Origin of the sequence: Sporosarcina luteola (assembly GCF_023715535.1) — a bacterium.
In the GTDB taxonomy this organism is placed as follows: Bacteria; Bacillota; Bacilli; order Bacillales_A; family Planococcaceae; genus Sporosarcina; species Sporosarcina luteola_B.
In genome coordinates this window covers 42,267-54,861 of sequence record NZ_JAMBOI010000016.1, presented here as the reverse complement: position 1 = coordinate 54,861, position 12,595 = coordinate 42,267, and the positions used below count along the sequence as shown (strand labels likewise).

General features: G+C 46.2%; 10 protein-coding genes, 16 tRNA genes and 2 rRNA genes. 23 read left to right on the top strand and 5 right to left on the bottom strand.

All coding sequences use genetic code 11. The features are described from left to right. From M3191_RS17220 to M3191_RS17135, 18 genes are all read left to right on the top strand, one after another. Positions 1 to 125: ribosomal RNA gene (locus M3191_RS17220) — 23S ribosomal RNA — on the top strand; the annotation flags it as partial. A gap of 147 nt (positions 126 to 272) precedes the next feature. Continuing rightward, positions 273 to 388 (top strand): 5S ribosomal RNA (gene rrf, locus M3191_RS17215). Positions 389 to 441: 53 nt separating this feature from the next. After that, positions 442 to 516, top strand: a tRNA-Asn gene (locus M3191_RS17210). A gap of 3 nt (positions 517 to 519) precedes the next feature. Further along, a tRNA-Ser gene (locus tag M3191_RS17205) sits at positions 520 to 610 on the top strand. 18 nt (positions 611 to 628) lie between these two features. Beyond that, a tRNA-Glu gene (locus tag M3191_RS17200) sits at positions 629 to 703 on the top strand. Positions 704 to 860: 157 nt separating this feature from the next. Continuing rightward, a tRNA-Val gene (locus tag M3191_RS17195) sits at positions 861 to 936 on the top strand. Positions 937 to 1,072: 136 nt separating this feature from the next. Further along, positions 1,073 to 1,147, top strand: a tRNA-Met gene (locus tag M3191_RS17190). A gap of 3 nt (positions 1,148 to 1,150) precedes the next feature. Next, positions 1,151 to 1,226: transfer RNA gene (locus M3191_RS17185), tRNA-Asp, on the top strand. Between the two features lie 9 nt (positions 1,227 to 1,235). Continuing rightward, positions 1,236 to 1,311: transfer RNA gene (locus M3191_RS17180), tRNA-Phe, on the top strand. 13 nt (positions 1,312 to 1,324) lie between these two features. After that, a tRNA-Thr gene (locus M3191_RS17175) sits at positions 1,325 to 1,397 on the top strand. Between the two features lie 12 nt (positions 1,398 to 1,409). Then, positions 1,410 to 1,494, top strand: a tRNA-Tyr gene (locus tag M3191_RS17170). Between the two features lie 6 nt (positions 1,495 to 1,500). Then, positions 1,501 to 1,574, top strand: a tRNA-Trp gene (locus tag M3191_RS17165). A 24-nt stretch (positions 1,575 to 1,598) separates the two neighbouring features. Continuing rightward, a tRNA-His gene (locus tag M3191_RS17160) sits at positions 1,599 to 1,674 on the top strand. A 42-nt stretch (positions 1,675 to 1,716) separates the two neighbouring features. Then, a tRNA-His gene (locus M3191_RS17155) sits at positions 1,717 to 1,792 on the top strand. A gap of 9 nt (positions 1,793 to 1,801) precedes the next feature. Further along, positions 1,802 to 1,873 (top strand) — tRNA-Gln (locus M3191_RS17150). Between the two features lie 3 nt (positions 1,874 to 1,876). Then, positions 1,877 to 1,951, top strand: a tRNA-Gly gene (locus tag M3191_RS17145). Positions 1,952 to 1,961: 10 nt separating this feature from the next. Further along, positions 1,962 to 2,035: transfer RNA gene (locus M3191_RS17140), tRNA-Cys, on the top strand. Positions 2,036 to 2,069: 34 nt separating this feature from the next. Next, positions 2,070 to 2,150 (top strand) — tRNA-Leu (locus tag M3191_RS17135). Between the two features lie 147 nt (positions 2,151 to 2,297). Here M3191_RS17135 and M3191_RS17130 read toward each other — a convergent pair. Continuing rightward, positions 2,298 to 3,011, bottom strand: coding sequence for a B3/B4 domain-containing protein (locus M3191_RS17130; RefSeq protein ID WP_251701570.1), 714 nt, complete (start codon positions 3,009 to 3,011; stop codon positions 2,298 to 2,300). A gap of 57 nt (positions 3,012 to 3,068) precedes the next feature. On the opposite strand from M3191_RS17130, the gene queG reads away from it, so the two are divergent. From queG to M3191_RS17115, 3 genes are all read left to right on the top strand, one after another. Continuing rightward, positions 3,069 to 4,196: a tRNA epoxyqueuosine(34) reductase QueG gene (gene queG, locus M3191_RS17125; protein WP_251697015.1), complete on the top strand. Its 1,128-nt coding sequence runs from the start codon at positions 3,069 to 3,071 to the stop codon at positions 4,194 to 4,196. Between the two features lie 13 nt (positions 4,197 to 4,209). Continuing rightward, positions 4,210 to 4,683 (top strand): tRNA (uridine(34)/cytosine(34)/5-carboxymethylaminomethyluridine(34)-2'-O)-methyltransferase TrmL, encoded by a 474-nt coding sequence (gene trmL, locus M3191_RS17120; protein WP_251701569.1) that lies wholly within the window; start codon positions 4,210 to 4,212, stop codon positions 4,681 to 4,683. Positions 4,684 to 5,003: 320 nt separating this feature from the next. Beyond that, on the top strand, positions 5,004 to 5,834 hold the full coding sequence (locus M3191_RS17115; protein WP_251701568.1) for an aldo/keto reductase: 831 nt from the start codon (positions 5,004 to 5,006) through the stop codon (positions 5,832 to 5,834). A 46-nt stretch (positions 5,835 to 5,880) separates the two neighbouring features. On the opposite strand, the gene M3191_RS17110 is transcribed toward M3191_RS17115, so the two are convergent. From M3191_RS17110 to M3191_RS17100, 3 genes are read right to left on the bottom strand one after another with little or no spacing between them, the layout of a single operon-like run. Continuing rightward, a complete protein-coding gene (locus M3191_RS17110; protein ID WP_251701567.1) occupies positions 5,881 to 6,735 on the bottom strand; it encodes an RluA family pseudouridine synthase in 855 nt (284 codons plus the stop codon). Next, the gene (locus M3191_RS17105; RefSeq protein WP_251701566.1) at positions 6,735 to 7,214 is read right to left on the bottom strand and encodes a thioredoxin family protein; all 480 of its coding nucleotides are present in this window, start codon (positions 7,212 to 7,214) and stop codon (positions 6,735 to 6,737) included. The genes M3191_RS17110 and M3191_RS17105 overlap by 1 nt, the downstream gene beginning before the upstream one ends. Before the next feature lies 1 nt (position 7,215). Beyond that, complete coding sequence (locus tag M3191_RS17100; protein ID WP_251701565.1) at positions 7,216 to 7,641, bottom strand: disulfide oxidoreductase; 426 nt, start codon at positions 7,639 to 7,641, stop codon at positions 7,216 to 7,218. A gap of 131 nt (positions 7,642 to 7,772) precedes the next feature. On the opposite strand from M3191_RS17100, the gene M3191_RS17095 reads away from it, so the two are divergent. Next, positions 7,773 to 9,320 (top strand): carbon-nitrogen hydrolase family protein, encoded by a 1,548-nt coding sequence (locus tag M3191_RS17095; protein ID WP_251701564.1) that lies wholly within the window; start codon positions 7,773 to 7,775, stop codon positions 9,318 to 9,320. A 55-nt stretch (positions 9,321 to 9,375) separates the two neighbouring features. Here M3191_RS17095 and M3191_RS17090 read toward each other — a convergent pair whose 3' ends face one another. Further along, positions 9,376 to 10,710 (bottom strand): hemolysin family protein, encoded by a 1,335-nt coding sequence (locus tag M3191_RS17090; protein ID WP_251701563.1) that lies wholly within the window; start codon positions 10,708 to 10,710, stop codon positions 9,376 to 9,378. Between the two features lie 165 nt (positions 10,711 to 10,875). Here M3191_RS17090 and chrA point away from each other — a divergent pair, with 165 nt between their 5' ends. Next, on the top strand, positions 10,876 to 12,057 hold the full coding sequence (gene chrA / locus M3191_RS17085; RefSeq protein ID WP_251701562.1) for a chromate efflux transporter: 1,182 nt from the start codon (positions 10,876 to 10,878) through the stop codon (positions 12,055 to 12,057). Positions 12,058 to 12,595: the final 538 nt, after the last annotated feature.

Below are 12,595 nucleotides of genomic sequence, written 5' to 3'. Positions count from 1 at the left end.
AAGATGAGATTTCCCATTACGCAAGTAAGTAAGATCCCTCAAAGAAGATGAGGTGGATAGGTCCGGGGTGGAAGCGTGGCGACACGTGCAGCTGACGGATACTAATCGATCGAGGACTTAACCTTAAAGTTATTTAAGTACGGTTGAACTTGAAGTTCAGCATCAATGTTGGTTTTATCCGGTTTTGAGCGAACAAAATTATTTATTTTGAAAAAACGCTTGCTTTATTCACCAGATATGATATAATAAATCTTGTCTTGTGGAAAAAATAGTCCAGTGATGATGGCGAAGAGGTCACACCCGTTCCCATACCGAACACGGAAGTTAAGCTCTTCAGCGCTGATGGTAGTAGGGGGCTTCCCCCTGTGAGAGTAAGACGTCGCTGGGCTGTCATTTCTAAAATGATCGTAATAAGATATTAAGTCCTTATTACAGTACTATTCCGCAGTAGCTCAGTGGTAGAGCAATCGGCTGTTAACCGATCGGTCGTAGGTTCGAGTCCTACCTGCGGAGCCAATTGGAGAGCTGTCCGAGTGGCCGAAGGAGCACGATTGGAAATCGTGTATACGCTAACCGCGTATCAAGGGTTCAAATCCCTTGCTCTCCGCCAGTTTTATATTCCACATATGGCCCCTTGGTCAAGCGGTTAAGACACCGCCCTTTCACGGCGGTAACACGGGTTCGAATCCCGTAGGGGTCACCATTTTTAAAAACTTAGATTCAGCGCAGCTCCCGTTAAAATTGGGAGAAGCGAGCAGGACAAGGAAGCGATTGAGAGAGGGAAGGAGCGTACAACGGTACGTGACTGACTGAACGATTGAAGCTGACGCAGTAGTGCGAAGCTTATCGCAATTTTAACTGGAGGATTAGCTCAGCTGGGAGAGCACCTGCCTTACAAGCAGGGGGTCGGCGGTTCGAACCCGTCATCCTCCACCATATATTTCATAATTAGTATTATCGCGGGGTGGAGCAACGAGCATAGCAACGTATGCGAGTAACACCGACAGCGAAGCGTAAGGTGTCCCTTATGCAAATAGCGTAGCAAACATTAAATAGTAAGTATTATCATTATCGCGGGGTGGAGCAGTGGCAGCTCGTCGGGCTCATAACCCGAAGGTCGCAGGTTCAAATCCTGCCCCCGCAACCAAATGGTCCCGTGGTGTAGCGGTTAACATGCCTGCCTGTCACGCAGGAGATCGCCGGTTCGATCCCGGTCGGGACCGCCATTTTTATGTGGCTCAGTAGCTCAGTCGGTAGAGCAAAGGACTGAAAATCCTTGTGTCGGCGGTTCGATTCCGTCCTGAGCCACCATTTTTTATATTATGCCGGTGTAGCTCAGTTGGTAGAGCAACTGACTTGTAATCAGTAGGTCGTGGGTTCGACTCCTATCGCCGGCATATGCTTTTCTTGGTGGGGTAGCGAAGTGGCTAAACGCGGCGGACTGTAAATCCGCTCCCTCCGGGTTCGGCGGTTCGAATCCGTCCCCCACCACCATTATACAGGGGCATAGTTTAACGGTAGAATAGAGGTCTCCAAAACCTTTGGTGTGGGTTCGATTCCTACTGCCCCTGCCATTTCTGTTTAAGCTAAATTTCATGGCGGTCGTGGCGAAGTGGTTAACGCATCGGATTGTGGTTCCGACACTCGGGGGTTCGATTCCCCTCGTCCGCCCCATTCTATGCAGTATACAATTGAAAAATATATATAATTATCATGGCGGTCGTGGCGAAGTGGTTAACGCATCGGATTGTGGTTCCGACATTCGGGGGTTCGATTCCCCTCGTCCGCCCCATTTGTTTTTTGGGGTATAGCCAAGCGGTAAGGCAACGGACTTTGACTCCGTCATTCGTTGGTTCGAATCCAGCTACCCCAGTTTGCGGAAGTAGTTCAGTGGTAGAATACGACCTTGCCAAGGTCGGGGTCGCGGGTTCGAATCCCGTCTTCCGCTCCAACTTTCTTACGGCGGCATAGCCAAGCGGTAAGGCACGGGTCTGCAACACCCTTACCACCGGTTCGATTCCGGTTGCCGCCTCCAACTTTCATGTATGCTGTAAGCAAATTGTTATTATGCCCGAGTGGTGGAATGGCAGACACGTCGCACTCAAAATGCGATGCCGCGAGGCGTGCCGGTTCAAGTCCGGCCTCGGGTATCCACATTGAAAAGATGCAACCCAGGTTGCATCTTTTCTCTTTACCAATTAGGGATTCTCGTTTAAACGTAAAAACGCTCCTTCCGATTTCACGGAAAGGAGCGTTTTCTATGGAATGAGAATGTATTGCTGTTTGGACACAAGTTATCACAGTTGGAAGGGACCAGTTCCGTTCATTAGAATAGAAGGATTCTCTTTATCCGCCAGATAACAAGAGGCTTCTCCGCCGCTGATGGACGTGAACATCTTGCCACATGCCGTAGACAGTTGCAGGGCCTCTTCCTTGGCCATTGAAGGACGGATGAATAGGATATGGAGGGCATCCGTTGTCTCATCGGTGACGGCCGTTCTGATGGAATCTACATAAGGACTGCCGAAAGGGCTGTAATCATCTTTTACTTGAAGTATGTGGTTCAATGAGTTAAAGCGGCCATTCAACCCGTCATAACCGTCGTCCTCCCCCCCAAGGGTCAATTGGACATCGCCTACAACCTTAGCCAAGTCGTAGATGCCTGCCGGAATTTCATACTGAAGAGAGAAGAACGTATTGAGGTCAACCGCAGTATGGATGGTATGCAAGTAATTCTGCTTTTTGATCCTTCGGTAAAGGGCTTCCACAGAAGGTCGGTATCGATTAGGGTCTGCTCCAAGCGCTTTCCACGTCTCCCTCCATTCTTTGATGCCTGGAAAATCGTTGAAAGGTTTGGTGTCCAATTCGAAGTAAAGCTGTTCCTGGAATAATTGTAGTCTTCCTTTTAGCATTTGAGGAGATTCCGACACTGTAATTTTGTTATAATGGATAATGCCCAATTTCAATCCGGGCACCTGTTGAAATAGTTTTTCATCTATAGTTAGTTTCATTTTTATCACCTTTGTCGTCTTTTATTTTCAATCCTAACATAAAGGAGGCGGAACGTTGTGAATGTCGCTCAGCTACAGTCGTCAATAAAAGAATATGCAGCTACGATCGGCATCGATAAAATCGGCTTTACGACCGCAGCCCCTTTTCTAGAATTAAAAAATCGTTTGCGGCGTCAACAGGAGTTGGGCTTTCAATCCGGTTTCGAGGAAAGTGATGTTGAAAAACGTACGGAGCCTGTCATGTTGCTTGATCGTGCTGAAAGCATCATCTCAATAGCAGTCGCATACCCATCCAAAATGACAGATTCGCCAAGAGGGAAGAAGGGGGAACGACGTGGCATCTTCGCAAGGGCATCTTGGGGAATGGATTATCATCATGTCCTTCGCGAAAAGTTGCAACTGCTCGAAACGTTTATTTCCGATATGATGCCGAATGCTCAAATGCGTTCGATGGTGGACACAGGGGAGCTTGTCGACCGGGCTGTCGCGGTTCGGGCGGGAATCGGCTGGTCCGGTAAAAACTGTTCTGTCATCACACCGGAATTCGGTTCGTATGTCTACCTCGGAGAGATGATTACAAATATCCCGTTTGAACCCGATATTCCGATGGAAGACCAATGTGGGGATTGCACACTCTGTTTGGATGCGTGTCCTACAGGGGCTTTGATTCAAGGAGGGCAGCTTAATGCCCAACGATGCATCGCCTTTTTGACACAGACGAAAAAACCGGTTCCCGAGGAGTTTCGTGCGAAAATCGGTAACCGGGTATATGGCTGCGACACATGCCAAACTGTTTGTCCGAAAAACAAAGGGATGTACAATCTTCATCAGCCTGCATTTCAGCCGGAGCCCGAACTGGCAAAGCCACTGCTTGTGCCGATGCTCAGGTTGTCGAATCGGGAATTCAAGGAGACGTACGGGCATATGTCAGGTTCTTGGAGAGGCAAGAATCCGATACAGCGGAATGCCATCCTTGCGCTTGCACACTTCAAAGACGAGACGGCCGTGCCGACTTTGACAGATCTGCTTGTAAACGATCAACGGCCGCTTATTCGCGGGACTGCCGCATGGGCACTCGGACAAATTGGAACGAGCGACGGTATCGCAGCAATTGAATTGGCGATACAGAAGGAAGAGGATCCCGACGTGCGTCTCGAGATGGAAAATGTATTGGAGACTAATTGAAGGAAGTGCTGAAATGGCGATACATGTCGCATTATTTGAACCCTTGATTCCTGCGAATACTGGGAATATCGCCCGTACATGTGCGGGGACAGGAACGAAACTGCATTTGATAAAGCCGCTGGGATTTTCCACCGAAGATAAAATGCTCAAGCGTGCAGGACTGGATTATTGGCAATATGTCGATATTACGTATCATGAAAATATACAGGAGTTTCTTGACGCTTATCCGGAAGCGCAGTTTTTCTTCATTACAAAATTCGGGGAAAGGACCTACTCGGACTTTGATTATTCGGATCCTTCAAAGGATGTCTTTTTCGTTTTCGGGAAAGAGACGACCGGGTTGCCTGACGAAGTGATTGAACAGAACATCGATACTTGCCTGCGCATCCCGATGAATGATCATATCAGATCGCTCAACCTATCCAACACAGCCGCTATTCTGATTTACGAAGCCCTGCGGCAACAATCATTTTTAGATTTGACATAAAAAAACGGGACTGCCATTTAAGGCATGTCCCGTTTTTAGTAGTTCTTATTTTTTCACTTTACCAGGTTTGTCTTCATATCCACCTGTGAAAATCGCCGAGAGGAATGCAAAGGTAACGGCTAGAATAAGGATAAGATTCATCAAATGTACCTCCTGTAAAATCATTAGTCCTTCACATAGTATACCCTAATAAATATTAAATTGAAATGACCGAACTGAAAAATTGTGTCATTCTGATTAACAAATGGCTGGCATTATTCGTCAAAATTATGGAATACGGGTACAATAAATGTATACAAACTGTATAGGAGGGGAACGGAATGCATTATTTTGACGACAAGATGACTCTATCGAACGGTGTGGAAATGCCTCAGCTTGGCCTCGGCGTTTACAAGATGACTGATTCAGATGAGACAATCAGGGCGATTTCATATGCATTGGAAGTTGGCTATCGGGCTATCGATACTGCTGCAATTTACGAGAATGAGACAGAGACAGGCGAGGCAATCCGGCAATCGGGCATTCCGAGGGAGCAGCTGTTCATCACTTCAAAAGTATGGAACACTGATCAAGGGTATGACGCAACATTGAAAGCATTCGAAGCTTCTTTGGAGAGACTTGGTATGGATTATTTGGATCTGTATTTGACCCATTGGCCGGTAGCAGATACATTTGTGGATACATACCGTGCAATTGAGCGGCTCTATGAAGAGAAGCTGATCAGGGCCACTGGAGTGTCCAATCATCATATCCACCATCTGGAGAAGGTTTTCAACGTTGCCAATGTGAAGCCGATGGTGAATCAGATTGAATTGCATCCGCGTCTTACACAGGAGCCATTGCGGGAATTTTGCACTGAACATGGCATCGTTGTCACTTCCTGGTCGCCACTGGCGAGAGGTGGACTCATGGATGAGCCTACGTTGCAGCAGATCGGGTTAACATATGGCAAGACGCCGGCACAAGTCATTATTAAGTGGCATCTGCAACATGGATTGGTGGTCATTCCCAAATCGGTGACTCCGGCTAGAATAAAGTCGAATATCGACGTGAAAGACTTCGAGTTGACACCTGAGGATATGATGAAAATTGATGCCTTGAACCGTGATGAGAGAACGGGGACAAATCCAGAGAAATTCGATGAAGTGTGAATAGAGTCATATGAAAAACCCGCGGAATTTGACTCCGCGGGTTTTTTTATATGACTTCTATTGTTGTCTGCTCTTCTGTAAATGGATGCTTAAATGAAACTTTCTTTGCAACCAAACGATAGTTTCCATCTTCGGTTTCGCTTCCGCCATAGAGTGTGTCACCTGTGACGGGATGCCCAATGTGTGAAAAATGAACTCGGATTTGATGAGTCCTGCCTGTTTCAAGACTTGCTTCAACAACTGTCGACTCATCGTCCCGTTCAATGACGCGGTAGCGGGTGATGGCATCCTGCCCGCCTGGGGAGACTCGGCGTCTCGTCGGATGATGGCGGTCCCGTCCAATCGGATATTGAAGCGTCCCTCTCATCCGTTTTAAACGTCCATCGACTTCTGCGTGATAGATGCGTGTAATAGCACGTTCCTCAATCATCCGATCAAAAAGTGCTTTTGCAATCGGATGTTTCGCAACAAGAACAATTCCGGCAGTACCTTTGTCGAGTCGATTGATATGCTCTGCATACGCTCCTCCGCTTCTTTCAACATATGCCATGATGGCATTCATGAAAGTCCCGCCTTCATCATGTTCATCTGGATGGGTGGCGATGTCGGCAGGTTTCAAAGCCGCAAGTAGATGTTCATCCTCGTAAAGTACGGAAACTTCAACATGATCATCCGCTTTGTATGATGATACGGCGTCTTTGAAATGAAAGACGAGTTCCGTCCCTGTCTCCAGGGGCGTTCGCCATTCGAAAGGTTGTCCGGCTGTATCCGTTACTGCCTTGTCCATCCTCATTTGATGGACGGTCTTTTTGCCGGCCTTCCATTCATCCCTTAGAAGCTCTTCAATTGTCAATCCATCCCGTTGTATCTGGTATCGGAAGGATACATTCGCTCTTTCCATCATTGCTCACCGTATGCATCGAAGAAGGCGCGGATATGTTCCTCGGGATTTTCTTTCGGCAAGCCTTCGGAGCGGGCAACTTCTTTACCATCTTCATAATGGATTAATGTCGGCCATGATGTAATGCCGTACGGCTGGGCTTCCTTCTCGAACTCCTGCATATTGAATTGATATACATGAATTCCTTTTTCTTTTGCAATTGGCATAAGCATTGGCGTCATCTGCTGACAAAATTGACACTCAGGGTGGAAGAAATAAGCTGTGACTGATTCTCCAGAAGTAACTTTTGCGTAAAGGTCATCTGGAAGAATGATATTGCTGTAATTTTTATTGCCGAGCAAGTCGATAGTAGACTGTTTAAGTTGCTTAGTCCCATATGGATTGTCCTTCAACTTTTCTTTGTTGGATTGATTATTCAACACGATGATTAATGCGAAGATGGCGACGATGACACCGCCGATGACTAGTAATTTCTTCAATTTAGTTAGACTCCTTTTGCCATTTCAATAAGAAGAGGCTTGTAATGAGGATCAGCACAAATGCCATCAAAGCCATGAACGGAATTGTGATGAATCCAAGATAGTTCACATACTGGCCTGTGCAGGAAACATTTCCGCAAGCTGGTGCGCTGTCTTGCAGAAAACTCAGTTTCTGGATTCCATAATGGTAAAGCGAAATGGAACCGCCGACAATTGCAAAAACAGCTGTCGTCAACGCGATTTTTGCGTTTTTTTGGTATAAAGCGACACCGGACATCAAAACGATCGGATACATAAGGATGCGTTGATACCAGCATAGAGTGCAAGGTTCATAACCTCGAACAATAGAGAAGTATAAAGAGCCGAGTGTTGCAATGAGGGAAATGGTGAAAATGAAAACAAGCCCATTTTCCAACCGTTTGTGCATAATGTCAACTCCTGTTTCTGAGATTCCTCTTTGATTATACGGTGTGGGCGTATTCATGTAAAATAATCGGAACTACATGACTTTTCCTAGTCAATTATGGGTACATATTATGTAGAAAGGGTGAACTATGGATGAGTGAAGAAATTGATTTATCATCATTTGAAATGAGCATGATCATCCGAGAGATGAGAGAGGATGACATTGTAAAAATAGTAAATATGCAGGAGGTCTGTTTCCCAGGCATGGATCCATGGGAAGAAGAGCATCTGAAAAGCCATCTGTCCATCTTTCCGGAGGGGCAATTCGTAGCTGAGCTGGATGGTGAGATTATCGGTTCCTGCTCGAGCCTGATCATCAATTTTGATGAATACGATGACCGTCATACGTGGGACGATATTTCCGCAAAGGGGTATATTACGAACCACAATCCCGAAGGATATAATCTATACGGCATCGAAGTGATGGTCCATCCGGAATACAGAAGGATGAAAGTTGGACAGCGGCTGTACGAAGCGAGGAAAGAGCTCGTCCAACGATTGAATCTGAAATCGATCATTATCGGGGGAAGGATACCGAATTATCATCGGTATGCAGCAGAGATGTCGGCAAGGGAATACGTGGAGGCGGTGACACGTCATAAAATCTATGACCCGGTGCTCACTTTCCAGATATTGAATGATTTCACCCTCATGCGGATCAATCCAAATTATTTGCCGGATGACAAAGCGTCCAAAAAATATGCGACGTTGATGGAGTGGAATAACGTCGATTATAAAGCGACGACTAAACGGCATTATAAGACAAGCTACCCTGTCCGTATTTGCGTTGTTCAGTATTTGATGAGGAAAATATCGTCATTCGAGGAAATGGCCAATCAATGTGAGTACTTTGTGGACGTCGCGTCCGATGCAGGTTCGGATTTTGTCGTCTTCCCGGAAATCTTCACGACACAGCTGATGTCTTTCCTGGATGAGCCTTCTCCGAGCAGGGCGGTTCGGAAGATGACGGAGTATACACCTCAGTATATTGAAATGTTCACGAATCTTGCGGTCCGGTACAATGTGAATATTATTGGCGGGTCCCATTTCGTCGAGGAAGAAGATGAGGAGATTTACAACATCGCCTATCTTTTCAGAAGGGATGGCTCGATCGAGAAGCAATACAAGATCCATATTACGCCGAATGAACGGAAATGGTGGGGGATCAGCCAAGGGGACGAAATCCAAGTATTCGATACGGACTGTGGGAAAATCGCCATCCAGGTCTGTTATGACATCGAATTTCCGGAACTCGCGAGAATTGCAACGGACAAAGGGGCGAATATCATCTTCACTCCTTTCTGTACGGAAGATCGCCAGGGGTATTTGCGCGTCCGCTATTGTGCGCAGGCCCGTGCGATTGAAAATCAGATCTACACAGTCATTTCCGGAACGGTCGGCAATTTGCCGCAAACGGAAAACATGGATATCCAATATGCACAGTCTGCCATCTTCTCTCCATCCGATTTCGAGTTTGCGCGTGATGGCATCGTTGGAGAAACGAATCCCAATTTGGAAATGGTCCTTATCGGAGATGTCGATCTCGAGATTTTACGCCGCCAGCGCCAGGACGGAACAGTGAAACAGCTGAAGGACCGCCGCCATGATTTGTATCGTGTGGAGTATAAGAAGGATTCTTGAGAATAAAAGACGGCATCTCCCTTTCAAAAGTAGGGAGATGCCGTTTGTATGTTTTTTAAGATTCAACCTGTAAGTCAGCTGACCCGTTCGTTTTTTCATTTTTCATCGCTTCCAAGTAGAGGATGTGATGTCCTTCCACGTCTTTCACGGTGAATTCATAACCTTGTTCAATGATCTTTTCACCCGGAACCGCCTCGAAACGTTCGGACATGAACCAACCGCCAATTGTGTCGATATCTTCTTCATCGATGTCGATATCAAGAACGTCGTTAACGTTTTCAATCAACATTTTTGCGTCCAAAATAAAATGGTTTTCATTGATCATTTGCACTTCAGGCACTTCGTCCATATCAAACTCGTCTTGGATTTCTCCAACAATCTCTTCTAAAATATCTTCGATTGTCACGAGTCCGGAAGTCCCACCATATTCATCCATTAGAATCGCCATATGGATTCGTTCACGTTGAATTTTCAGTAACAGGTCGCCGATTGGCATCGTTTCGATGACTCGGATGATCGGTTGCATATATTCACTGACAGGCTGATTTCCTGTTGTAGGATCTTTTATGAATGCAGTCAACAGATTCTTCATATTGACCAAGCCGATGACATGGTCTTTATCTCCATCTGTGACAGGATATCTTGTAAATTGCTCGACACCCATCATTTCAAACATTTCCCGCAATGTGATGTCCTTCTCGACCGTCATCATTTCGGTTCGCGGTACCATAATCTCTTTGGCGACCCGATCATCGAATTCAAATATCTTATTGACAAATTTATATTCCGATTGGTTGATTTCCCCGCCCTTCAGGCTGTCGGTCAGAATAAGTCTCAATTCGTCCTCGGAATGGGCCACATCCGACTCGGAAGCCGGCTTGAAGCCGAAAAGACGGATAATTGAGCGCGCTGATCCATTCATCCCTTTAATGACTGGGAACATGATGACATAAAATAAAACAAGCGGTTTCGCTGTTGCCAGCGTAATGGCTTCCGCCCGCTGGATTGCAATTGTTTTAGGAGCCAATTCACCTACTACCACATGTAAAAACGTTACGACGGTAAATGCGATGATGAAAGAAAGGATAGTCCCAGCATGCGGGGCTATTTCAAAATGGGAGAAAACCGGCTTCATAAGCAGTTTTACGGTTGGTTCACCGAGCATCCCCAGTCCTAAAGCAGTTATCGTTATGCCTAATTGACAAGCCGATAAATATTCGTCGAGATTGCTGATGACTCTTTTTGCTGTGATCGCCCGGCGATTCCCTTCCGCAACAAGCTGGTTGATCCGTGTTGTTCGTACTTTCACAATTGCAAATTCACTCGCAACAAAAAATGCGGTGAGTGCGATCAAGGCAGCAAATGCTGCCAATCGTATGGCAATTTCCAAATAAGTTTACTTTGTTCCGAACCCGAATGAGGGGTAGAACAAAGTACACACCTCCTGTAAAGTTAAAATGGTTAGTTAAGATAATGATAAATTATTTACAAGAAAAAAACAAATGGTATTGCTTACTTCTTGTATAATAGATGAAGTACATATGGAGGTGTAGTTGTGAAGAAGCAGAAAAATGCGCTGGAAATTTTGCGCACATCATTGCTGCTCGGGTTGACGTCTTTCGGAGGCCCTGCAGCTCATATCGGTTATTTCCGGGATGAATATGTGAAGAAAAAGAAGTGGCTCGACGATAAAATGTATGCGGATATCGTGGCATTATGCCAGTTCCTGCCTGGTCCCGCGAGCTCACAAGTCGGGATTGCAATCGGATTGATGCGCGGGGGGCTGCTTGGTGGAATCCTTTCTTGGATCGGTTTCACATTGCCGTCGGTTTTGCTGTTAATGGCATTTGCCTGGCTAGTTTCCTCGACAGCTTCATTTGATATCGGTTGGATTAAAGGATTAAAGATTGTTGCAGTCGCTGTCGTCGCACATGCATTGGTCGGGATGAGCAAGTCGTTGACACCCGATCGGCCGAGAATAACGCTTGCCCTCGTGGCGGCTGTTTTAACCTTAATGATTCCGACGGCAGTTGGTCAAATCGCGATCATCGTCGGGGCTGGATTCATCGGTTATGCACTATATCGGAAGGAAAAGGCACCGAAGCCCGAATCGATCAATCTCTCATTCGGAAAGAAGACGGGTGTGGCGGCATGGACAATTTTTTTCCTGCTACTAATCGGCGTTCCGGCAATCAGGTCTTTCATTGAAAATACGTTCCTCTCAATCTTCGACATTTTCTACCGGGTCGGTTCAATCGTATTCGGCGGTGGGCATGTCGTATTGCCGATGCTTGAACGGGAAGTCGTTCCGGCAGGATGGATGGACGCTGAGACGTTCATCGCGGGATACGGGGCGGCACAAGCTGTACCGGGACCGCTCTTCACGTTGGCCGGTTATTTGGGGCAACTGATGAATGGACCGTCTGGAGCTGCGGTTGCGGTGATCGCCATGTTCCTGCCATCATTCCTGCTAGTCATCGGTACATTGCCATTTTGGTCCGCCATCCGTTCGAAGCCCGGTATTCAAGCGGCTTTGAAAGGAGTGAATGCGGCAGTCGTCGGAATTTTGCTTGCTGCGCTGTATGATCCCGTGTTTACAAGTTCAATCGGTTCTGCCATGGATTTTGGAATCGCCATCATTGCTTTCGGTCTTTTACTGTATTACAAAATGGCTCCTTGGCTCGTAGTATTGATTGCTGCTGCATTGGGGGCGCTATCCCATCTTTTGGTTGGGTGATACATACGGCAGGCAATATGTGCATACAATAAAAAATGCCAGGAAAACATCTCCTGGCACGCCCGTTTCTCTATATATACTTTGCCGTGGGGTTCTGATGATATACTTTGCTTTATATCATATACAACCGGTAGTAGACCACATCATTTATTTCGATGAGTGGTATATAGTACATTACCCGATTGCTGTTTATTAAAACAAACGATCTGAATTGTGTTGAAAGGTATTGACAAATGGAAATTGTCAATGGTACTGTTGAATTATTCCGAAATCTAAATAGTAAGGAAGGTGCGGGAAATGCAAAGAGTCTCTTTTGTCAAACAACAACCAAATACGAATTCCGTGCTGACCTGCTCTTTTTCTATTGTATGAAATGTACCGGGGTGGCATGACTTAGTCGTCCCTTTTTTTTGAGCACACGCTTATCTTAGGAGGCGTGTGCCTTTTTTGTCTTTGGAATGAATTCCTGGTGTTTCCACGTTTACCAACGTGCAACCATAAAAAACTGTGGGAAAGGAGTGCTGATCATGAAAATTGT

What these genes read in the sequence shown, in the direction of transcription:
- M3191_RS17130 (WP_251701570.1), bottom strand. Translation starts at nt 3,011, where the DNA reads ATGAAACTAACTATAGATGAAAAACTATTTCAACAGGTGCCCGGATTG.
- trmL (WP_251701569.1), top strand. Translation starts at nt 4,210, where the DNA reads ATGGCGATACATGTCGCATTATTTGAACCCTTGATTCCTGCGAATACT.
- M3191_RS17115 (WP_251701568.1), top strand. Translation starts at nt 5,004, where the DNA reads ATGCATTATTTTGACGACAAGATGACTCTATCGAACGGTGTGGAAATG.
- M3191_RS17110 (WP_251701567.1), bottom strand. Translation starts at nt 6,735, where the DNA reads ATGGAAAGAGCGAATGTATCCTTCCGATACCAGATACAACGGGATGGA.
- M3191_RS17100 (WP_251701565.1), bottom strand. Translation starts at nt 7,641, where the DNA reads ATGCACAAACGGTTGGAAAATGGGCTTGTTTTCATTTTCACCATTTCC.
- M3191_RS17095 (WP_251701564.1), top strand. Translation starts at nt 7,773, where the DNA reads ATGAGTGAAGAAATTGATTTATCATCATTTGAAATGAGCATGATCATC.